The 19,638-nt window shown below is 35.6% G+C and carries 24 protein-coding genes and 1 pseudogene; 14 read left to right on the forward strand and 11 right to left on the reverse strand.

Annotation, left to right across the window (positions count from 1 at the left end; translation table 11 throughout):
• From DCO56_RS29555 to DCO56_RS12045, 3 genes are all read left to right on the forward strand, one after another.
• The coding region (locus tag DCO56_RS29555) for a hypothetical protein (RefSeq protein ID WP_219929378.1) at positions 1 to 576 on the forward strand (576 nt) is incomplete at its 5' end.
• A 13-nt stretch (positions 577 to 589) separates the two neighbouring features.
• The gene (locus DCO56_RS12040) at positions 590 to 1,207 is read left to right on the forward strand and encodes a hypothetical protein (protein WP_219929379.1); all 618 of its coding nucleotides are present in this window, start codon (positions 590 to 592) and stop codon (positions 1,205 to 1,207) included.
• A complete protein-coding gene (locus DCO56_RS12045) occupies positions 1,204 to 1,614 on the forward strand; it encodes a hypothetical protein (RefSeq protein WP_108634022.1) in 411 nt (136 codons plus the stop codon). The genes DCO56_RS12040 and DCO56_RS12045 overlap by 4 nt, the downstream gene beginning before the upstream one ends.
• Positions 1,615 to 1,626: 12 nt before the next feature.
• Here the strand turns inward: DCO56_RS12045 and DCO56_RS12050 are convergent, their stop codons facing one another.
• From DCO56_RS12050 to DCO56_RS12080, 7 genes are all read right to left on the reverse strand, one after another.
• On the reverse strand, positions 1,627 to 2,403 hold the full coding sequence (locus DCO56_RS12050; RefSeq protein ID WP_108634023.1) for a DUF4241 domain-containing protein: 777 nt from the start codon (positions 2,401 to 2,403) through the stop codon (positions 1,627 to 1,629).
• A 346-nt stretch (positions 2,404 to 2,749) separates the two neighbouring features.
• Entirely contained in the window at positions 2,750 to 3,466 is a 717-nt protein-coding gene (locus tag DCO56_RS12055) for a GNAT family N-acetyltransferase (RefSeq protein ID WP_181390531.1), read from the reverse strand.
• A gap of 224 nt (positions 3,467 to 3,690) precedes the next feature.
• Positions 3,691 to 4,236: an HAD family hydrolase gene (locus DCO56_RS12060; protein WP_108634025.1), complete on the reverse strand. Its 546-nt coding sequence runs from the start codon at positions 4,234 to 4,236 to the stop codon at positions 3,691 to 3,693.
• Between the two features lie 36 nt (positions 4,237 to 4,272).
• The gene (locus tag DCO56_RS12065) at positions 4,273 to 4,950 is read right to left on the reverse strand and encodes an SMI1/KNR4 family protein (protein ID WP_108634026.1); all 678 of its coding nucleotides are present in this window, start codon (positions 4,948 to 4,950) and stop codon (positions 4,273 to 4,275) included.
• Between the two features lie 76 nt (positions 4,951 to 5,026).
• Positions 5,027 to 5,611, reverse strand: coding sequence for a hypothetical protein (locus DCO56_RS12070; RefSeq protein WP_108634027.1), 585 nt, complete (start codon positions 5,609 to 5,611; stop codon positions 5,027 to 5,029).
• A 642-nt stretch (positions 5,612 to 6,253) separates the two neighbouring features.
• Positions 6,254 to 6,877 (reverse strand): riboflavin biosynthesis intermediates N-glycosidase, encoded by a 624-nt coding sequence (locus DCO56_RS12075; protein ID WP_219929380.1) that lies wholly within the window; start codon positions 6,875 to 6,877, stop codon positions 6,254 to 6,256.
• 5 nt (positions 6,878 to 6,882) lie between these two features.
• Entirely contained in the window at positions 6,883 to 7,923 is a 1,041-nt protein-coding gene (locus tag DCO56_RS12080) for a phosphoribosyltransferase-like anti-phage protein (protein WP_146191043.1), read from the reverse strand.
• A gap of 304 nt (positions 7,924 to 8,227) precedes the next feature.
• On the opposite strand from DCO56_RS12080, the gene DCO56_RS12085 reads away from it, so the two are divergent.
• The 8 genes and pseudogenes from DCO56_RS12085 (at position 8,228) to DCO56_RS12115 (ending at position 13,198) form a co-directional block, all read left to right on the forward strand.
• Positions 8,228 to 8,485 (forward strand): heavy metal-binding domain-containing protein, encoded by a 258-nt coding sequence (locus DCO56_RS12085; RefSeq protein ID WP_108634030.1) that lies wholly within the window; start codon positions 8,228 to 8,230, stop codon positions 8,483 to 8,485.
• The gene (locus DCO56_RS12090) at positions 8,463 to 9,248 is read left to right on the forward strand and encodes a hypothetical protein (RefSeq protein ID WP_108634031.1); all 786 of its coding nucleotides are present in this window, start codon (positions 8,463 to 8,465) and stop codon (positions 9,246 to 9,248) included. Before DCO56_RS12085 ends, DCO56_RS12090 begins: the two co-directional genes overlap by 23 nt.
• 184 nt (positions 9,249 to 9,432) lie before the next feature.
• Positions 9,433 to 9,801 carry an SMI1/KNR4 family protein gene (locus DCO56_RS12095; protein ID WP_108634032.1) on the forward strand — a complete coding sequence of 123 codons (369 nt, stop codon included), beginning with the start codon at positions 9,433 to 9,435 and terminating at the stop codon, positions 9,799 to 9,801.
• A gap of 33 nt (positions 9,802 to 9,834) precedes the next feature.
• Positions 9,835 to 9,882 (forward strand): annotated as a pseudogene (locus DCO56_RS30170) (hypothetical protein); the annotation flags it as partial.
• Positions 9,883 to 9,922: 40 nt separating this feature from the next.
• Positions 9,923 to 10,546 (forward strand): hypothetical protein, encoded by a 624-nt coding sequence (locus tag DCO56_RS12100; RefSeq protein ID WP_108634033.1) that lies wholly within the window; start codon positions 9,923 to 9,925, stop codon positions 10,544 to 10,546.
• Between the two features lie 765 nt (positions 10,547 to 11,311).
• Positions 11,312 to 12,019 carry a DUF4304 domain-containing protein gene (locus DCO56_RS12105; protein ID WP_108634034.1) on the forward strand — a complete coding sequence of 236 codons (708 nt, stop codon included), beginning with the start codon at positions 11,312 to 11,314 and terminating at the stop codon, positions 12,017 to 12,019.
• A 53-nt stretch (positions 12,020 to 12,072) separates the two neighbouring features.
• Positions 12,073 to 12,633, forward strand: coding sequence for a hypothetical protein (locus tag DCO56_RS12110; RefSeq protein ID WP_108634035.1), 561 nt, complete (start codon positions 12,073 to 12,075; stop codon positions 12,631 to 12,633).
• Between the two features lie 115 nt (positions 12,634 to 12,748).
• Positions 12,749 to 13,198, forward strand: a complete 450-nt coding sequence (locus tag DCO56_RS12115) for an ATP-binding protein (RefSeq protein WP_281259385.1) — start codon at positions 12,749 to 12,751, stop codon at positions 13,196 to 13,198.
• 234 nt (positions 13,199 to 13,432) lie between these two features.
• Here the strand turns inward: DCO56_RS12115 and DCO56_RS12120 are convergent, their stop codons facing one another.
• From DCO56_RS12120 to DCO56_RS12135, 4 genes are all read right to left on the reverse strand, one after another.
• On the reverse strand, positions 13,433 to 13,756 hold the full coding sequence (locus tag DCO56_RS12120; RefSeq protein WP_108634037.1) for a WapI family immunity protein: 324 nt from the start codon (positions 13,754 to 13,756) through the stop codon (positions 13,433 to 13,435).
• Positions 13,757 to 13,786: 30 nt separating this feature from the next.
• On the reverse strand, positions 13,787 to 14,026 hold the full coding sequence (locus tag DCO56_RS12125; protein WP_108634038.1) for a hypothetical protein: 240 nt from the start codon (positions 14,024 to 14,026) through the stop codon (positions 13,787 to 13,789).
• A gap of 262 nt (positions 14,027 to 14,288) precedes the next feature.
• Positions 14,289 to 14,903 carry a DUF4304 domain-containing protein gene (locus tag DCO56_RS12130; protein WP_108634039.1) on the reverse strand — a complete coding sequence of 205 codons (615 nt, stop codon included), beginning with the start codon at positions 14,901 to 14,903 and terminating at the stop codon, positions 14,289 to 14,291.
• A gap of 54 nt (positions 14,904 to 14,957) precedes the next feature.
• Positions 14,958 to 15,752, reverse strand: coding sequence for a DUF2711 family protein (locus DCO56_RS12135; RefSeq protein ID WP_108634040.1), 795 nt, complete (start codon positions 15,750 to 15,752; stop codon positions 14,958 to 14,960).
• A 392-nt stretch (positions 15,753 to 16,144) separates the two neighbouring features.
• On the opposite strand from DCO56_RS12135, the gene DCO56_RS12140 reads away from it, so the two are divergent.
• From DCO56_RS12140 to DCO56_RS12150, 3 genes are read left to right on the forward strand one after another with little or no spacing between them, the layout of a single operon-like run.
• On the forward strand, positions 16,145 to 17,035 hold the full coding sequence (locus DCO56_RS12140) for a sce7726 family protein (protein ID WP_108634041.1): 891 nt from the start codon (positions 16,145 to 16,147) through the stop codon (positions 17,033 to 17,035).
• Between the two features lie 7 nt (positions 17,036 to 17,042).
• Positions 17,043 to 17,981, forward strand: coding sequence for a sce7725 family protein (locus DCO56_RS12145; protein ID WP_108634042.1), 939 nt, complete (start codon positions 17,043 to 17,045; stop codon positions 17,979 to 17,981).
• Between the two features lie 10 nt (positions 17,982 to 17,991).
• Positions 17,992 to 19,056 (forward strand): RES family NAD+ phosphorylase, encoded by a 1,065-nt coding sequence (locus DCO56_RS12150; RefSeq protein ID WP_108634043.1) that lies wholly within the window; start codon positions 17,992 to 17,994, stop codon positions 19,054 to 19,056.
• Positions 19,057 to 19,638: the final 582 nt, after the last annotated feature.

The raw sequence follows: 19,638 nt of genomic DNA on the forward strand, positions 1-19,638 counted from the left end.
CTGAAGTTTATCACCATCAATAACTATAAGATTGATAGTAAAAATCTTGATGCATTAAAAAAGTATAAGGATAATTTAATAAATGTTAGCCATTTACATATTTGGAACATCAAACAAAATGATCTGGATTTAATTTCATTGTTTCCAAATTTGACACATTTATTCATTTCACATGTCAAAAAAGCTGACTTTTCATTTAACCGCTTAGACGAGCTAACGAATTTGAACACGCTTTGTCTTTTAAGTCTAAACAAAGTAGCAGACTTCAATTTCTTGCCAAACGCTACAAAATCTAGAATTAAAAACCTTTCGTTAACTTATACATCAAATCTTAAAAGTTTGAATGGGATTGATAAGTTCGAAAACCTTGAACACTTATCGCTCTTTGCATCAACAACAGAAAGTAACAAAAAAGTAAGCCTTGACGATTTATCAGGAATTGAAAACCTAGCAAAACTTAAAACATTTGAAATTGCTTATTTTCGGTTTGACAATAGGGAAATGGCCAATAGACTTTCGTTTTTAAAAGAATTAAAGGAGTTTGCAATTGATAATATCAAATATAAAAATAACTAACAAATACGTTTGAATGAAATTATTAGACTTTTTCAAAATATTTAAACGAAAGACAACAGCAAGAAGGAACCTTGAGGCAGACGGTTATTTACCACTTCTCTGGGAAGACGATTATTGTCAAGTTGTAATTGTTCCATTAGAAAATACAGCATATGTATTAAAATCGATCGCAGAAATAAAACCACTTTCTGAAGCGTCACGAACGGATTTTGGATTTACTGAAATATTTGAACATGGAGAAATGCCTATAACCACCATTTCAAAAGAAATCCGAGAAGAGTATTTAACGTGGCTATTAAAAGGTTTTGGATTTGAAAGAGCAACGCACATAGATTATAATTGCGATAAAATTATTGACTGCACAACAGGACAGACTAAAGCGTATGGTTTCTCAAACTTCACTCTTTTCTTTGAAACAGAAGGGGAGTTCGTCAAACACATTTGGATTTCGATTAGCACGCTAGTTTCATTAGCGGAAATTTCGGTAGAAAAATTTGAATTGATCAAGTCAGTTTTATATAGTTTAGGTGAAGAATGTGAAATGATTTTGGTCGATTGGAATAGGATGGAATTAATCGATTTGAGAAACCGAAATAAGATAAATAATTACTTAAGTTATTTTTGGAAATGATAGATAAATACGAAAATTGGGAAATTGATTTACCCCTGCCACAAGATCTATTTTTTTATAAAATGAATGTGGAGTATTATGAGATAATTATCCTGTTGAAGAGTTTGGTTGACCATACACAAATAGTTGAGATAAAATTTGAGTATTTTCTTTCCTATAAAGTCACGGTAGACTTGGCCTTAATGAAAATGGTTAACGATAATGCAGATTTTAGAGGTTTTGCCCGATCCACTTCTTCGAGTTATCTAAACTCAATCATTGAGGGAAGTTATGACATTTTAGAAAGGAAAAATATCGAACATTTTGTTATTTACAATTTAGACAATGCAATTGAGATACTATCAGATGAGCCAGCCACCTTTCGATGGCTTAGTAAGGATGAGGTTAGAAGTTTTGAAGATTCTTGACAGGTATGAATGCTACCTTGCAACATTCCGCCACAGTACAATATCAAAGTCAGTCAACAGCTGACAGATCTTACCGTCACTGTCTCTTCCGATGTAAGTAGCATAAAAACCATCTCCATACCCCGTGGAGAAAAAGACAGCATTGTGATTTTGAAAATCATAATTTAAATAATCCTTGAATTTTTCGGAGAATATATTGTCCCAATTTTTATCAAGAATATCATTTAAGCTATTCCTTGCTACTTGATCGACGAAGAGACCTAGTCCTGCATCTACTCCATATCCATATATTTCTTTGGATTTGATGGGAATTGGAGTCCGTCCCGGTAATAACGCAAACTCCCATTTACGGATAGGCTTATCTGAGAATTTTATTCGTGCAAATGCGATCCTTCGATCCTTATTGGCGTTGATATTTGCCATTGCCAATTCGACTGGGAACTCACCAACAGGAAAATTTTCGCTAAAAGCTATCGCATAATTTAACGTAACAGGATCGGTTGCGATAATCTTGCCCGATGATACTTTTAGATTTCCTACAGCTATCTTTTCAAAAGTTATCTCCGTGCCAAATTGCGCTACTTTTGTACCCTTCACGAAACTGCCCTCAAACAACTGTGGGAATGCCAGTGATGTGTCCTTAATGGTTATTTTCGGTATGGTATCTGTCAGATCAAATTCGGATGTTGGTACAATAAAGTCGTTAGTATTACCTGGAACTTTATTCTTCGAAGTACATGAAAATAGCACCACGACCATTATAAATATTGCTATTGTTCTTTTGTGCATATGGAATAATTTTCCTTGTCTAATTCATGACTCTACAGGATGACCTATTTCCTTAAAGAACTTTCGAAGCATTCCATAGGTGGTGTAATCCGCGACAACCTGATTGTAGCTATCCATTGCATTTCCAATACTTTTCATCGTTAAAACTGCACGACCATTTTTCTAAATATTAACAATAAAAGTATAAAAAAGGGTTAGTATTAACTAATAAAATTATAACAACTGTTATCAATTAGAATTTTAAGAAATCCGCTGAATTGTCCGTCTTACTTTTGGGCCATACATAAAATCATAATTTCTTTACTTCATTTTTCCTTTCAATAACTTTATGAATTACACGTTTAAATTAACCATAATTACCGCCAATTCTACTGAAGATTAGTTTTGGCTGCCACATTAAATCCTCTCCTAAAGTCATTCTTATAGCAGTTGTATTTTGTGTTTCAAAACCAATCCCAGACAAAAATTGAAGGCCGATGGTGTTATCCTTTGGTAAAACAGCTGAATCTATTGTGGAATATTTAAGTGCCATTAATCCTAAGCCTGCTTGTTCAGTCTTAGCATAAATCGGTCCATGCCCAAGCTTTGGAAGATAATAACCTTCAACCAGCTCGTCTTGTTCAAAAACTATGGCCTGTTTAAGATGACTTTTGATCAACGACTGTCGATTCTCACCAGTTATCTCCTGATCCAGTTTAATAATTTGTTGATAAAATGCAGGTTTGGCAGGCTTCAATTGCCCAGCTAAAGTTTTCGGTAACCAGTTTTGCTCTCTTTTCAGAAAATGATAAGAACTCACTACTCGAAAGCCAGCTTTTTTATAAACCGGAGCTCCTAGATCTGTTGCGATCAGATTTATGGACAATGCCCCCTTATTAGTTGCCGAATCTACTAGATATTTTACAATCTGATAGCCAATTCCTCTACCACGGTAGGATTCGTCAACAATGATGTGCGCTAACCAAGCCGAATTTTTATGTAAAATCAAAGCACCAATACCGATAATTTTGTTTTGCTCGACAACTTTGACAGGTTCACAAAAAGATTGAAGGCAATATTCCATCAGTGATACAGTTATATCTCCCCATCCTTGGGGCTGAATCCGTCTAGTAAAAGGTATGTCTTGTAGGAGCAAAGGCTGTATATTCATTCGAATTTCTAATATAGTATAACAATCCTTATTTAGTACTTATTTTAGCGGTTAAATGTCCAGATCCATTTTGCGACCACAAAAATAAAATTTCGCCTTAAGTTATAAAATTTTAAGTTAATCGTCATATTCCTAAATTAACTAGACCTCTCTTGATTCCTCCAATTTCTTTTGTCAATTTGTCGCACATTTTCAACATTTTTAAATTTCTCTAAATAAGATGCCAATAGGAGTAACTCATCGTCGTTGGCGTTCCCTGTGAATTCAGCGATTTGGATTGCGTTGCCATAGTTCAACATTGATTTTTCAGCGGTGTCATCTATTATAAGCGTGCTTTCCAATAGGAAGCCCTTCCGTTTTACTTTGGATAACCTTTTTACGTAATAGTATTCATCAGTTACACTTTTCCGTTTTTTTGTCGTGCGAGATCGCCCCCAGATAAACTCAAAATCGACAGCGACCGGTTTTATTTTACCAACGAGCTCTTCCACATATGCATCATCCGCGGAGCTCCAAATGGCCAGTTTAAAATCTTGCGCAACCCGTGATAAAAAATAGTCTAAATTTGGACGGACATATACATTATATGCTCCCACAACAAAGTCTTCCTGCTGTATCAGCTTTTCTTTTGTAGCGTACAGCAATGTCTCGTCCAGATCCAATACCAAAAGAGTTTTTTTCATATTATTTTTTACAGGTTCATTTGATGGATTTTGACTTTAATATCCAAATTCTTCAAAGTTGGCCCGGCCCATTTCTATCCAACCATCCCAATATGACCGACCAGTAGACCCAGCTCCGTCTGGATCGATAGTATAAAAGTCAGCGATTACTTCAAAATGTTTTCTTGTATTAGTTTCGTTTAGGAAATGAGTTAAGCATGCCAACATCTTGTTGAATGACGAAAAGATAATATCGCTCAATCCCTCAAGCTCGCCATCATATTCGTGGTCATACACTCTGATCGCATAATCATTTTTTTCGACGGAGCCTCTCGTATCAAATACCAGTGGTCCAGTATCATTGCCTTCACTCGCAAAAGGAATCAGGCCAAGGGGGATAAGTTGTTCAGCGATGTACGAGTCAAGATTGGATATTATTTCCGCTAGCGGTTGGGCAGGCAAGGAGTGAGGAAGTCTGGCTATTGAACAGTCACACTCAGCAAAGAAATAACGCTTATGCCATTCAATAAAGCTAACAGGCAACGAAGCACCAAATTCTGATTCGAGCTTTTTATAATCATCATCAGTCAATGATCCGGGGATAAGTTTCCATTCATACCAGCCATCTTCGTTTACCTCGGATGCCATCATTTCTTTTGGAACATCCTCTGTGTAAACTGAACTTACATCTCTGGTCAAATACGCATTAAAAAATTGTTCGATTTTGTCGGCCATTTGCAGTCAGTTTTATCGCTTTAAAAGTATCACTTTGCATTTAATATTAGTCAATTAAAAATTTGAAAAATGCAGTCTATTTAATCTGCGCAACATTAAAAAAATACTTGTCATCCTGGCGGGGATCTTTATATCCTTGAAATTCTTCAACATGGTCTAATGTAAATAAATAGCCGTAGTTCGGCTCAGGGAATTCTCTTTCAATGGTTCGTCTGTAGCCTTCGATCTTAACCGTGTATTTTCCGGAAGGGTAGTGGAACTTGAAACCCTGATAAAGCTTATTGCCATCCAAAGTTTCATAGGAAATGTTTTCCGCATTAAAACTCTCTTTAGCAAGATCGGATAGAAGACCTATACTGGCAATCCATAAACTATCTTCGACATTCAGGTTGAAACCTTGTTCTTCCACATTCTTTTCCCATTCATCCCCAAAAGCTTCGCCAAGGTTTGAAATTTTAATGCTGTACTTGGTTGAATCTATCGGTAAAATTGGAATCCAAACTCCTTTGGCTAGTGAATCGAGATATAATGTTTGATTTTCCTGAAAAAGTTTTAGGATTTTTTTGCTCCTGATTTTATTTTCCTTTAAAAATGCGTTTACTACATTTTCGGAAAGTAATGCTATACCATAACTCGAAACCGTAATTACCTTATCTGTCATTGTCTGTATTAAAAAAGTAAAATATCTAGTTTGTTATGGAGATTAATATAGTAAAATTCCATATTTCAGGAAAGCTTCTTCCACTTTTTATCTAACGTTTTAAGAATATTAAAAGCCATAAGAAAAAAATAGAAAACTCTTAAATTGCATTGAGTGCATTGGCTTTTCATCACAATAATTGGCTTAATTAAGTTGAAGCTAAACATATAGATTCCGATGTTGACCTGGGTTTCGCTGTAGAATAAGCAAGTGGATTTACAAAAGCATGAGATATTGAATCCATTATATCAGTAGAAGCTACATTAGCAGGATTAGAAATATACAATAGGATAAAACAAAAGTTAAAGAAACTGGGTGCAAATATAAAGCTTCTATATCCTGAACCTCAAAAGAAAATTAGTACATATATAGAATATCATTATAGTCATTGGAACCTGAAAAAGAATTTTTCTGGGCTATCTATAGAGAGCTTTTCTAAACAAGAATTATTACTTATTCATGAGCTTATACAAGGAGAATTATGGATTGAAGAAGAATCCTTTGACTTGGAATTAATGATAAATAAAGTAGTAAAGTCCTAATTTCAAAACAGCTTAGTTGATAAAACAAGGGTAGCCTTTTTGAAAGTATCCTTACCTAAAATCAGGCAAACAAATACAGCTGATCCTCTTCATCACTTAAAAAATGACCCTCATTGCAGATGGTGTCAATCTCAAAATCATATAATCTGAAACCAGCTATTTTTAACGGATCGACACATTCTAGCTTTTGATCTTTGAGAACATATTTTTCGCGGAGATCCATCCAAAGCCTACCAAGGTAATTGCTTCCGACAAGATCACCATTTCCCATATTCTTTACACCCCAATATTGATCCTTATGAGATAATTCTACAATTGACTTACCTGCTGTTTCCTTTAGAATTGGAGATAATTTATTCCAATGTTGAGAGAGCTTCACTTCTAAAACCCATCGCATTATCTTTAATTTAATCAAATCCCAGTCTTGTCTCGTATAATAAAGATATTTTTTGCTGATCATTTTAGCCGTCATAGGGCTTTTCTGAATTAAGATCTCATTTTGGGCCTTTGGAAATAAAGAATATCTCATGGCTTGATAGAGGGCCTCACTACTTGGAATAATGATATCATTAATAAAAAGAGGAAATTTGGAAGACATATTTGATAATTCCCCAAACTCTTCATTTGTTTTAGAAAACATAACCACACTATCGATGTGATAAGTATTATATTTATTTGATTCCATTGACATTATCGCACTCCTCTATTTTTTAAAACGAATAACGGTCTCCAATTATTATTTCCCCACCAAAATACTATAGGAGAATTATTGGGAATATTTCTATATGTGAAGAACAACGTTCCAAGGCCAAATGTTTTATGTGATTTCACAGTATAACCTAAAGGTCGGATTTGCTCTACTCTTAATTCTCCTACTCTGGAAAGGATTTCGATGCCTTTTGTCAAAAATAAGATTTCTAATCTATTTCTGGCAACAGTAGAAGAAAATAAATTTTCTTCATGGGGTTGAGTAGACAGACGAAACGCATGTTCCGATTTGCTAACAGCCTTAAGAGAATTCAAATACTCATGTATTACAGGGTCTTGATTATCAACGGGAATCATGTTGTTGAGTTTTGGGTTATATTGTTTAATATTATTTTCAATTATATAGTACGCCTGGATGTGGAGAATAGCTTCGACTTCAATGCCAATATTTTTGATTAATCCATATTTGGTATTATAAATACCCCAAGAGTGACCACACAGCAGGCATACATGAATTTTGATTTGCTTATCTTTGAGGTAATGAAAGTTAGTTTTCGTTTTGTCGAACTCATTTGATAAGTTAAACCATTCATTGAAGTTTCTACCAATAGTTTGACCAGTTGAAAGTACATCATCTAAATAGATGTATTGTTTGGCGACTAGTCCTGATGAGCCTAAATTACAATTATAGAATTTAACTAAGATTTCGTCCAATAAGTTCAACAATTCACACTGACTTTTATGATCTGGTTGGAGTTTAAGAAACACAGTTTCCGCAATAAAAGTGGGCACGTCGGGGTACTTAAAAACTTTAATCCATTGCTCAATATAAAGTTTTAAAATTTGTGCGCATTTGGCCTTGGAATAATATGTTTTTTGAAAAATATTTTGAAGTTCTTCCAATACAAAACCTTGATCGGGTGCATTAAATTGACTTACCCAATCCAAGACATGCTCACTTGTAAAGTGATTATTTTCATAATCAGACAAGATATTGGTTATATTTTGTGCAACATTTATCATAAATAGGAGCATAATGGCTGTATACAACTTATCTTTTTAAGTTATAAATATAAATATCGTGAAAAATCAGTAAACTTTATAACTCCTTTGACTGAATAAACTAATAATCTGTGTTAGATTTTAATTTTGGAAGTGTAATAGCAACTACGGTTTCCCGTAACCAATCTTTTTTATAAACCACTAGCTTAGCCTTACAAAGTGTGTAATAATCTAGATAGTTAATATTGACAAACATATTCATTCAGCATAAATAATGTATAATAGGTTTGGATATTAACCTTGCCCGATTGAAAAGAGTAAAGCCATGATAGTAACCACGACCAATTCCATCGAAGGGAGGGGGATTTCACGATATAATGATCCAATAGTAACCAATGTTGTCATCGGCACCACTGTCTTTAGCGATATAGCAGCGAGCTATGTGGATTTCTTTGACCGTCGCTCCACCAGCTATGAGAAGAAGATGCAGGAAATGTTTAAGCCATCACACTTATTTCAATGGAAATTTGGTAAGTTTAGAGCTAATAAAACAGCAACATATGCATCAGTTGTTTCTTTGTAAATTTAAAGGAGAAGAGTATGTATCAATCAGTAGCTTAGAAGATATGATGGCTATCGTGGAGCGTTATAAACCAGAAAACTGGAATGAATTTGAAAGATACCTACGACGTAATGATGCTCCAGGCTATAATGAGTATCTTGCTGAATTGTATGATGTAAGCTTGCCGTTCAATAAAAGAAATTTAAAAACATTAGTAATAGATCGTTATAAGGATAAGGTTTTTGATAATCGTTTGTTTGAACAGTTGAAGCGCCTTCAATTTCAAAAAATTAGCTTCTCAGAATCCTTACTGGATATTGAGCTGCCTAAGAACTTACTGGAGGTAAGACAACTCTACTGCAGTGGGAAATCGACAAAGGGAACCATCGATTTAGGCAAATATAGTATGCTAGAGGAAATCCATATTTTGGATTTTAATAAGAGCATTAAATTCGAAAATCACAGTAATTCTGTAAAGCATATTACATTATGGTATTTCAACCCTACAAGCAGATCCATTGAATGGATCGTGGATGCTTTTCCAAATGTGGAAGAAATATTGATCCATCATACTAATGTGCAAAGTTTGGAAGGTATCGAGAAGCTCAAAAATCTAAGAACACTTCGTATCGACTATGGAAGAAACTTACGATCTGTAAAGGAGGTAAACCAGTGTGAATTCATCGAAAAGGTTATTTTTAATAATTGTAGAAAAATAGAAGATTTTGAGCAGATCGAAAAGAGTCCAGGTCGAATTGTTCAACATGCCAGATTTTCCGGTTAATTTTATCAGTTTTGCACCTCCAATCTTTCGTCCAACTTTTTCCGTTCATCACTACCGGTCGTATGACATTGAAGTGGGATGAGTGCCAAAGCGGTAAATGCTGTACAACCTGGTTAATTATGCTCAGCATTCGCGATACACTAATTTTGGAATGATTTAATGAGATATACTAAACAATAAAACGATGGCAACGATTGATAGAAACATAGCCCCAATAAAGCAAGAAGTTGAAAATTTTTTGAAACAGATCGATTTTAAGCTTCCAGAGGGATTTATTGAATTTTTTAAGGATTCAAATGGTGCAGATATCAGTTCAGATGAGAACTATATAGTTTTATGGGCTTTAACGGATATGATACAACTTAATAGAGATTATAACGTTGACGAATATGCTCCTGATTTTTTTATTTTTGGTTCCAATGGTGGTGGTACAGCCTATGCAGTTAAAAAAAGCACAAGTGATATTTATGAAATACCATTTATTGGAATGTCAAATGAAGAAGCTGTTTTTAAAAATAAAACCTTTTCAGAATTTATTGAGGGGCTTACCTAATGTTTAGAAACAACTTAAAGTTTAGTTATATGGATAAATAGACATAAGTTAACAGGAGTTTTAACAGAATATCCAATTGACGAAGGAGTGTCCAACAATTTATTTCTGCAAAAAAGAGCTTATGAAAGAAATCAACAAACATCACAATATGCGCACGCTAGCCATTGCACTATTTTCGGTGGTATTTATTTTTTCGTGTATCTCTTGCACTTCCATATCGCCCAAGTATTTGGCCCAAACTGCTGCGGCACATAGCGTTTCGAAGGTAGAAATGAAGAAGACATACATCTTTGATAATTATCCCCAGAAGATAATAGGCCATAATCATGGCAGCCAGGAGAAGAGTGCAGCCTATAATGAATATTGTCTATGGAACTATATTGAACCTAATTATTATAAAACTGATAGTCTGCACTATCTTTACAAAACTTCATTGGAGCTCACCAAAAAAAATAAAATCCATTTCAAACTAATTGATACCTTGGGAAACGTCGTGCGTGAAAGGACGAGGAAAGTCAAGTCCGAACCGCAAAACTTTGTTTCTTTCAGAAATACAGACCTTGACATCTATGTATTGGTCAATAGATTCTTTACCCAAACTATTTGCTTTGCACTAGATAATCATGGGGATTTAGTCGTGCCGAGTGAGTCGACAGCAGGCGGTTTTCTTATTCTCTTTCCGCTCGCCAGCGCCCTTAACCATGATGTATATACTTATTGTCGTGTGGATACAGTGGCCAATTGAAAGGATATGTCTGAATTCCGTTCCAACTATTGTGGTGTTGTGCTCGATCTTATCGGGGACGGTAAAGACCTTTAAAAGCAGATAGAAGCAGGGGAGGACTGCCGGGCCTTTTATGAATGCGAAATGGCAAACCTTCAGGAGATGCAGTATCCCTATAAATCCCGTTTCAATCAAACCAATACCTTAGCTAAAGTTGTCATCGGCACCAATTTGAGTTGAATATAGGAGAATCCCTCCAAGCCATTATATACCCCATAAAGCAAATATAAATGTTAGGGCCAAGCTCCCATTGTTTTGATCTAAAGCATAGAGATAAAATTAAAGCAAAATGAGGTTTCTATTTTAACAGCTCATTTTTTGATTTTAAACCTCATAGGATAGAAGATAACGAAAAGTAATGAATACACTTTTCAAAGGCAATACAGGAAGCCAGTCAGACAGACTACGAAAAAGTTGTGGTGACCAGTAGGATTACGGAACACGATTCTATGATTCCGAAATCGGAAGATGGAATGTTGTTGATCCGTTGGTGGATATGGGAATGCAGAAGCCGATGACGGCTTTTCTCGAGACTATACTTACGAAGATGCGTTAACTTACCATCAACAAGAGGGAGGGAGCAGAACGCCATTTCAAAGACAATTTAGAGGTGGAACATTTGTAGCATTCTCCATAAAATCTATTTGTTAATTTGGTGAATTGCGTATATTTAAGAATTAGCGGTCAGGCTAAACAGACACTCCGTAACAAACAGAAAGAATAAAATTGGGACTACTTGATATTTTTAAACGACAAGACAAATCCAAAAGTGAAACTGAACAATCAGTAACACGGACAGATTTTAAAACTCAACTTGACATAGTTGAGAAAGATATTTATGCTAAACTAAAACCAGTCGGCTTTAAAAAAAACGGTAGGATGTTTAACAGACGGCTTGACGATGGAATAATTCAGGTAATCAATTTACAAAGTGGACAATATCCCATTGGTCAGGGGTATGAAATACCGGGGTTACGGGAGAATTTATACGGAAAGTTTGTTGTAAATCTTGGAGTATGTATCGAAAGCCTTTACAAATTTCAATCACCGACAGAAAACAAAAAGTATTACAAGGAATATGATTGCCAAATCAGGGACAGGCTTGGAACCTTATTAACAGGACAAGACTATTGGTGGACTATTACCGACGACAACAATAAAATCACACAAGAAATTATTGAAGGAATTGAAACGATAGCATTTAAGTGGTTTTCAGGTTTAGAAACGAAAGAAAAAATAATTTCTAATAATGGACATTTGCCGTATGACGCTACACCAAGAGCAAAGTTGGACATAGCACTAATTGTATGGTTTGACGATAAAGCGAAAGGTTCTAAATTATTCAAAGATTATTATCACAGCATTCAACCAGCGAAATCAGCACACAAAGAGTATGTCAGAGATTTAGCAAAAGAACTAAAAATTGAGCTTTGACGACAAAAGCCCAAACCGTTGTATGCAATTTTAAAAAGACTTCCCTATATTTTATGACTCTTGAAGAAATAATTAATCATCATAGAAATACCTACATCAATCAATTAATTTCCTTTTATGGAAACAGAGGTAATGGTGCAAAAGAAATATTACTAAAATTAAGTTCTGATGAAGAAACCTTATTATTTAATTTAACAAGACCTGATTTTTTGTCAAATAATGATGGAAATTATGGTATCGAAGAATTATACCCAGATACATTTTCAAATCATCAGCCTATAAATTTTGTATATAAAAATTTAAATATCGAATTACACCCTATATTTTGGCACGGAGTTGAATTTATTTTGGATACAAAATTTGCAGAATTTGAGTGGTTAAAAAGTTGGACTACTACAGCTCTGAAAGAGAACAATGATGAATCTACTAATGAATTAGATTTGCTTGAGGCTATACATAATGTATCTATTCCCAGTATTTCGGAAAAATCAACGATTTTCACAGTAGACTTTGGCACTTCAACATCCGAAACATTTTTCGCGTTGTTGGATACTATTAACGAAATTGGAGCTAAAAACATTATAATAAATTCCTTTGATTTAATTGAAGAATAAAAACTGCATACAACATTGTATTGGCAATTTCTAATTCTATTGGGCATTTGTTCAAGGTTCAACTTTCGTTGCGCTGGTACATAGGGACTATACCAAAGTTTCCAGTACCGTACACATTTCTATTTATTCGAATCGCATGGTTGTTTCCAATACGGGTACGCTTCCAGAAGGACTACGTATTGCAGATCTTAAAAGAGAGCATACTTCCATTTTGCGTAATCCGGACATTGCCCGTATATGTTTTGTACATGATCTAATTGAAATGCTAGGTAGTGGAACACAACGGATGGTGAAGGATTGTAAGACTTATGGCCTAGCAGATCCTAATTGGAAAGAAGACGGCGATCATCTTGTACTTGAGTTTCCAGGGCTTGGAATAGGTGAGGGTGTAAGCGAGGGTGTAAATGATATTGTTATAGATGGTGTAAGTGAGGGCGTAAATGGTGTTCTTAGCAAACTTATTACTCTTATAAGCGCTATACCTGGTATGAATGCAAAGCAACTTGCCATTGCTATCGGTAGAGGTCATTCCACTGTTGAACTTTATCTTAAGCTACTCCGATAAAATATGTTAATTGAATTTCGCGGTGCGCCAAAGGATGGGGGATATTTTATTTTAGATAAATAAATAGATCGAGGGAGGCTTTCTGTTATTGGACTTGGGTATTAACTATACAACAATTAGTATAAAACCGGATATTTATTTATAATGTTATTTAACTTCTGAACGATTGGCTTGATATAAGTCTGGTCAAAATTAAGTTCGAAATTCAACGTAGCAGCGTTGATTCCAGCATCATCAGCTTATTTCAGCATTGATGTTACCTAGCCCATTCCCTTTAATTTTCATACATAAATAACCTTCCAAATCTTTAAATTCAATCTCGGAATTTAAATTTTCATATAGCGAATTCAGATCCTGTTTAAAATTCTCAAAGTCAAATGTTGTTAGGTCTGCATCGTAGGTGCCACCGAAAGCGCCAGCCCGCACTGAGATTTTAGTCCTTAACCAATTCTTATCCCAGTTGCTAGCCGCATCAATAACTAATAATCCAATTACTGTAATTGAAATTGATTGGCCCCCTGAGTGCAATCCAATCGTAAAATCATCAAGCTCGTCCATTTGCGACTGTTAAATTATATTATCCATACATTACTTTGACTCCGATTCATTCCATTGTGGGATACCGATAAACATTTCATTTATAAATTGCTTAGTATATCGCTGCATCCCAGCTTCCTCCTTATCAAAGTAAGTCTTTATTTTTGAACAAACTTTAGCATTGTAGCAAAGTTTGACGCGGAGCTGTTCAACCCATTCCGCCCGGATTACAATCGTAATTAACCTTTTTGTGTCTCGGGCCAATCCAATTACCGTAATATCTTTGGTCATCCCTGCGAACCAATCGATAATATATACTTTGGCTCCAGGACTAAACTATTTCGTACCGATACGGGTTTGTCGTTTCCCTTCACCATAGCTAATTTCCCGTTTTATGTTAGCTACTAATGTCCATAATGGTGCAGGCTCCAAATGATTCATATCGATGCTAATTAATCCAAAGAGTAGACTGAATTTGCTTTTACGTAACCTTTGGACATATATAAATTAACCCTATAGTTATCTCAAATGTAATTGGATAATCCCTTTATTATTAAATTAAACCCTGCTTTTCTGCATATTCTTTGAGTCTTGCTATTTGATATTGATTATAATTTTCTTTTGATATTTTCCTGTATTCAGTTCTGGCTTTATCCAGGAGCTTTAGCTCTGCGAAAAATGTCATTTTAGCGGCGGTGTGCAGTAAGGTATGTTCGGAAGTTTCCAGTTCGTTGATAAGCTTTTGTTCGGTGTTTAATTTTTCCAAGAATGGTAAAATAAAGCTTGAAATATTGTATTTCATTTCGACAATTAGTTCTTCAACATCTGTTGTCGTTGTTATATTATACCAAGTATCAGGTAGACCTCTCATACAGCCAATTCTTTCTCTTATCATACATTCAGGTTCAGTGGGAAATGCCGGAACATCTTTGTTACTATAGTTAAAGCGCGCTAACCAATACTCGGGTGAAAATATCCCGACATTTATGGTGAAACGGATATCGTCTTTGGTGCTATAGTAACTTTTTTGAATATTTATGATGTGACCGATTTTATCAAGCGGCAGATAAAAGTTGTTGGCCTTCTTTTTAAAACCAAGCGGTTTTAAGATTTCAATAAAACTTTCTTTTATGATTCTGTCAAATTTTTCCTGGGTTTCTGTTTTCATATATGACTGTTGTACTATATTATACTAAATTTGTTTCAGGATATAATTCTTATTTTATATCTCAACCGTGTATTCCCAATAATGTTCTATCTTGTCATTACAGAGAAAACCCTCAAACAAATCGCTAGCGATAAGTTGATCCATTTTTTTATGATCCGTTGCGATGAGAAAGAAGAAGCTATCCCACTCAATGGTAAACAGAATTTCTTTATCAGCCGAATATAAGTAATAATCTTTGCCGCCGATCTCATCACAGAATTCATATTCCGTTAATCGATCAAGATCCATGGTTGTGGTGTTTTCATAAAACTCGTCGGTTATCATGATCAGGCTCTTTCCCAGGAGTTTGAACGCTTTATAGATAGCCATCTTTGAAAGCATGCCAAAGGCACCTTCGGTCGGATGGTAGATACTTTCGCTATCCGTATAATTGTCAAGCTTTTCCATGAGGTCCGGTCTCGTAAAATTTCGGTTTAAGGCACCTATTGAAGTTCGTAGGGCTGTATTGAGTTCCGCATAACCTGCAAGACCAGAACCTTTCACGATATTTTCCCAAAGTATTGATTTGCCCTTCCGAAAAATGTCTTCATCGGCAGGGTATCGGTCATTGTCGTAACTATAGATTTCCCTATTCGCCTCGGGAAGGTTTTTTAATAAATCAATTTCCTTCAGCGCTTCTTCATGCGATAGTAGCTTAGCCTTTTTTAGATTAGCTTTATCAGTTTCCTTTCTGTCAAGTTGAAAGAAGGGGAGGAATGCGATGAAAACACTGTCATAATGATCTTTGAAATGCTCTTTTATTGCCCCTTCATAAGGGTATAACTTTTCCTCGTCAAATATGTTGCCCATAAAATATTGGTTAAATATGAATAGCCTTTATTTCAAATCCAATATATGTAATTTTATGGATAGCTGAAAATAGGAGAAGGCCGCCCGAATCTTTCTTTATTAATCTTATATGCGCTACATGACGATTGAAATTCATGGTCCGCCAAAAGATGGAGGATTTTTTGTTTTGGAAAAATGGAAAGCAGGACCGTCTATCAAAATGAAAATTTCTCGCAATTGAATATGTTCACGGCCCACCATAGCCGACCAGGCTTAAAAAAGGAAAATAATGAACTGGTTAGTGCCACTACCCAACTGAAAATTGTTGCTCCAGAAGGAAAAAAAAGAATTGGCTTATGTATATCACCACTTATCATTTTCGTTAAGTCGCGATAAGTTTTTAAATTTGCTATATGCAATCCGATCTCACATACGACAAAGCGAAATTGCGAGAATTGGCTTCTTTGGTGTCCCATGCGTCATTCAAGAAGCTTTCAAGCAGCACCAATCAGTCTTCTTATATTAGGAAGATGAAAAAGTATGTGGGCTGGTATGAGATGACTGGAGATAAACCCACGCAATTAGGAGATCTGATCGCATATTCTTATCAGATTCTGGAGCAGAATTACAGGCACGAATATATCTATAAAAATAAGTTGCTCAATGAATATGTCCTGAAGCATTATTCGCTAGACGACACCATACTGCTCAACGAGTTTCGGGTAGGGCAGTCCATTGCTGATACTGTTTTAGTCAACGGGACAAATAAAGTTTTTGAAATCAAGACGGAGCTTGATTCTCCTGAACGCTTAGAAAGTCAGCTGAACGACTATTATAGAGCTTTTACCGAGGTTTATCTATTTACGCACATTTCCTTGCTAAACAAATATCTACGAATACTTCCTGCTTACGTAGGCATATTGATTTATACAGAAGAAGGAAAGGTGTCTGAACATCGGCCTGCGGTCAAATACACTGCATCTCTTGATGCCAGCTATATGATGTCGTCCTTGCGAAAACCTGAGTATAGCCGGCTTGTAAAAGAACTGGTAGGATTTCTACCAGATGTTACACCTGTATTTTATTATCGGGCATGTTTGGAAATATTAGCGGAGCTGCCAATTGAGGAAGTCCAAGCGATGTATTGCCATATCCTAAAAAGCCGTATCGATCGACAAACTAATTTATATTTGACTCTTGGTGATGTACCTTCATTCGTCAACTTCTCTTTTTATCAGGCGAAATACAATAAAAAGTCGTATCTTACTATGATTAATAATCTAAGTAAGAACCTATTATTATAAAGTGCTTATGTATTTCCCTTATCTTCGAGGTAAGCAATTTGAGTTAATTGCATTACGTGAACTTGTAGGACTTCCATTAAATCCAGAGCGGATCATTCCTATCATTGAACCTGTAAAGAAGAATGTCTCGTCACTAAAGACAGCGCTTAAAGCTTTAAGCGGGGCTGAAATCCGTGTACAGTTGGTGGTAAATGCTGAGCATGGAGAATTAAAAGGTGATAGTGAATCCATTTTTACTTTAATTGAAGAACTTAAAGATCTAGGTGTCACATCCATTATACCGACCTATTTAATTAAGACGGATCGTGATAGCTTCTTTGCGCAAGAAAGCATTAGGCAAAGAGGCTTTTCCGATAGCGGTTATGCATTGGTTCATCTTAATAAAACGAATGATATTCAATCTTTAAGCGATTTCACAAAGAATACAGCCTGTCTTTATAATACCATTCATATAAACAATCTTTTTGGTCTTAAGCGGAAGTATGATAACAGAGCGTTATTGAGTGATAATTTCAATAAACTTACTAAGAATACGGACTACATTGCGATAAAAGAAGAAGTATTTTCTACTGATTACCTTTACTTTCCCGATGAGGGATGCATCGCTTTTTCAGATTACCAAACTATCGGAAGTTCTTACAGTGAGGGCGGAGGTCCTGCTTATGCGGTCGCCATACATCTAACCTATAAATTGGAAGGAGATGAAGATATCCGTATTGCACACTTTGTATCTAAATCAAATGATGATGCATCCGATCCGGCGAGGAAGTATTTTGAAGCCTTAGAGGATTTAATACAATTTGTTGACGAAAAGAATATCCCCGACACAATAGCATTAAGAGAGTTTCGCAGACATTACCAGCAGCAATCTTTTTCGGGTTTGGGTGTTGTCAAAAAGCTTTCCATCATGCACCACATCGAATTGATCCAAGGGTTAATTTCCTAATCTCAAAGCTATGAATTGTTGTGTAAACTGTTTCGCAGACCAAGGGTTGCGGAATAGGATCGAAGCGGAATCCAATGGAAAGGGACTTTGTGATTTTTGTGAGAGCAAAGATGTTTTTGTTATAGCCTGTGAGGAACTATCTGATATCTTTGATGCACTTTTCGAACTTTATATCAATCATCCAACAGCTGCATTATCCCTCAAAGATGACAGGCCGGTTTCAATGCATGAACATTTAATCTGCTATTGGCCTAAATTGTTCGATAGCAACAAATTAAAATCCAAAGATGTAAAACAGTTACTCAACCAGATTGGTCGGGGTTGGGTAGGATTCAAGGAGTCATTATTTGAGGAACCAGTAGAGTTGCAGATCTACCTCAATGGAGAAGCTAACGACGATTCCCATCGGATGCAATGGGAGAAATTTGCATCCGAGATAAAAGAGGAGAACCGATTTTTTATAACCAATACCTTAGATTTAGAGCTGCTGGAATCCACCTTTAGCCGATTTGCAAAAACCTATCCTGCAGGAACGCATTTTTACAGGGCAAGAATCAGCGATCGCCCACTTGAGATCGATGAGCTGGGTAAACCACCCAAGCAGTTTACAACACCAGGCAGGGCCAATCCAGTTGGCATTCCGTATCTATACATCTCTGAAAGTGAGGAGACGACCTTTTATGAAACGCGAGTTTCTTTGCATGAGTCCATTAGTATCGGCCGTTTTACATTAATAGCCCCTTTACAGATCATTTCATTAAAAAATATTGAAGACTATGGACCATTTGAAATTCAGGATCGAGGGTTTGATATCGAAGAGTTTATGTTGGTTCGATCTTATTTATTAAAACTTGAAGAAGAGCTGTCAAAACCAGTTCGGAAGCAAGATGTAAACCTTGATTATCTGCCTACTCAATATCTTTGTGAGTATATTAAGTCATTAGGATTCCATGCGGTAGAATATCGAAGTGCGATGAAAGTCGGAGGCTATAATTTAGCTGTCTTTAACGATGCTGACTTAGTTTGCACGGGAGTAAAACATTATCATGTAAAAGGCTTAAAATACGATTGGTAATATACACATGTCCAGCTTTTTAAACATAGATTTAATAAGGGTACGGTTTCCCGTAACCAACCTTTATTATAAACCACTAGCTTAGCCTTACAAGTTTGTAATAATCTTGAAAGTTAATATTCACAAAAATATTAATTCAAAATAAATAATGTATATTAGGCTTGGGTATTAACCTTGCCCGATTGAAAAGTAGCATGCCATGATAGTAACCACGACCAATTCCAAACTTCCAATGCTGCCCATGTTGTTATCGGCACCAATGTCTTCGATATAGGAGCGAGCTATGTAGATTCTTTTGGCAGTCGCTCTACCAGCTATGAGAAGAAGATGCAGTAACTACGAAACAATACGTTTGCGCAAAAAATGATATTCCACACTAGGACGGTCGAAGTTATCAAGACACTAAATGTGGCATTTTTCAGCGAATCTTAATTTTCTGTTCACGGATTTTAAATTGGAGGACATAGGTATTGCCGAATACTGTATTTTTATTTTGGGAATTTAGAGATTAACCGACATAAAAATGGAAAAAAATTAATTAACATAACTGTCAATGAAATAAGACAAAGAAGTTATTGCTAT

Source organism: Sphingobacterium athyrii, from assembly GCF_003071065.1.
GTDB classification, from domain to species: Bacteria; Bacteroidota; Bacteroidia; order Sphingobacteriales; family Sphingobacteriaceae; genus Sphingobacterium; species Sphingobacterium athyrii.

Excerpts from the sequence above, each read along its gene's own strand:
- DCO56_RS12040 (WP_219929379.1), top strand. The coding sequence starts at position 590 with ATGAAATTATTAGACTTTTTCAAAATATTTAAACGAAAGACAACAGCA.
- DCO56_RS12045 (WP_108634022.1), top strand. The coding sequence starts at position 1,204 with ATGATAGATAAATACGAAAATTGGGAAATTGATTTACCCCTGCCACAA.
- DCO56_RS12050 (WP_108634023.1), bottom strand. The coding sequence starts at position 2,403 with ATGCACAAAAGAACAATAGCAATATTTATAATGGTCGTGGTGCTATTT.
- DCO56_RS12055 (WP_181390531.1), bottom strand. The coding sequence starts at position 3,466 with ATGGAATATTGCCTTCAATCTTTTTGTGAACCTGTCAAAGTTGTCGAG.
- DCO56_RS12060 (WP_108634025.1), bottom strand. The coding sequence starts at position 4,236 with ATGAAAAAAACTCTTTTGGTATTGGATCTGGACGAGACATTGCTGTAC.
- DCO56_RS12065 (WP_108634026.1), bottom strand. The coding sequence starts at position 4,950 with ATGGCCGACAAAATCGAACAATTTTTTAATGCGTATTTGACCAGAGAT.
- DCO56_RS12070 (WP_108634027.1), bottom strand. The coding sequence starts at position 5,611 with ATGACAGATAAGGTAATTACGGTTTCGAGTTATGGTATAGCATTACTT.
- DCO56_RS12075 (WP_219929380.1), bottom strand. The coding sequence starts at position 6,877 with ATGGAATCAAATAAATATAATACTTATCACATCGATAGTGTGGTTATG.
- DCO56_RS12080 (WP_146191043.1), bottom strand. The coding sequence starts at position 7,923 with ATGATAAATGTTGCACAAAATATAACCAATATCTTGTCTGATTATGAA.
- DCO56_RS12085 (WP_108634030.1), top strand. The coding sequence starts at position 8,228 with ATGATAGTAACCACGACCAATTCCATCGAAGGGAGGGGGATTTCACGA.
- DCO56_RS12090 (WP_108634031.1), top strand. The coding sequence starts at position 8,463 with ATGCATCAGTTGTTTCTTTGTAAATTTAAAGGAGAAGAGTATGTATCA.
- DCO56_RS12095 (WP_108634032.1), top strand. The coding sequence starts at position 9,433 with ATGGCAACGATTGATAGAAACATAGCCCCAATAAAGCAAGAAGTTGAA.
- DCO56_RS12100 (WP_108634033.1), top strand. The coding sequence starts at position 9,923 with ATGAAAGAAATCAACAAACATCACAATATGCGCACGCTAGCCATTGCA.
- DCO56_RS12110 (WP_108634035.1), top strand. The coding sequence starts at position 12,073 with ATGACTCTTGAAGAAATAATTAATCATCATAGAAATACCTACATCAAT.
- DCO56_RS12120 (WP_108634037.1), bottom strand. The coding sequence starts at position 13,756 with ATGGACGAGCTTGATGATTTTACGATTGGATTGCACTCAGGGGGCCAA.
- DCO56_RS12125 (WP_108634038.1), bottom strand. The coding sequence starts at position 14,026 with ATGACCAAAGATATTACGGTAATTGGATTGGCCCGAGACACAAAAAGG.
- DCO56_RS12130 (WP_108634039.1), bottom strand. The coding sequence starts at position 14,903 with ATGAAAACAGAAACCCAGGAAAAATTTGACAGAATCATAAAAGAAAGT.
- DCO56_RS12135 (WP_108634040.1), bottom strand. The coding sequence starts at position 15,752 with ATGGGCAACATATTTGACGAGGAAAAGTTATACCCTTATGAAGGGGCA.
- DCO56_RS12140 (WP_108634041.1), top strand. The coding sequence starts at position 16,145 with ATGCAATCCGATCTCACATACGACAAAGCGAAATTGCGAGAATTGGCT.
- DCO56_RS12145 (WP_108634042.1), top strand. The coding sequence starts at position 17,043 with ATGTATTTCCCTTATCTTCGAGGTAAGCAATTTGAGTTAATTGCATTA.
- DCO56_RS12150 (WP_108634043.1), top strand. The coding sequence starts at position 17,992 with ATGAATTGTTGTGTAAACTGTTTCGCAGACCAAGGGTTGCGGAATAGG.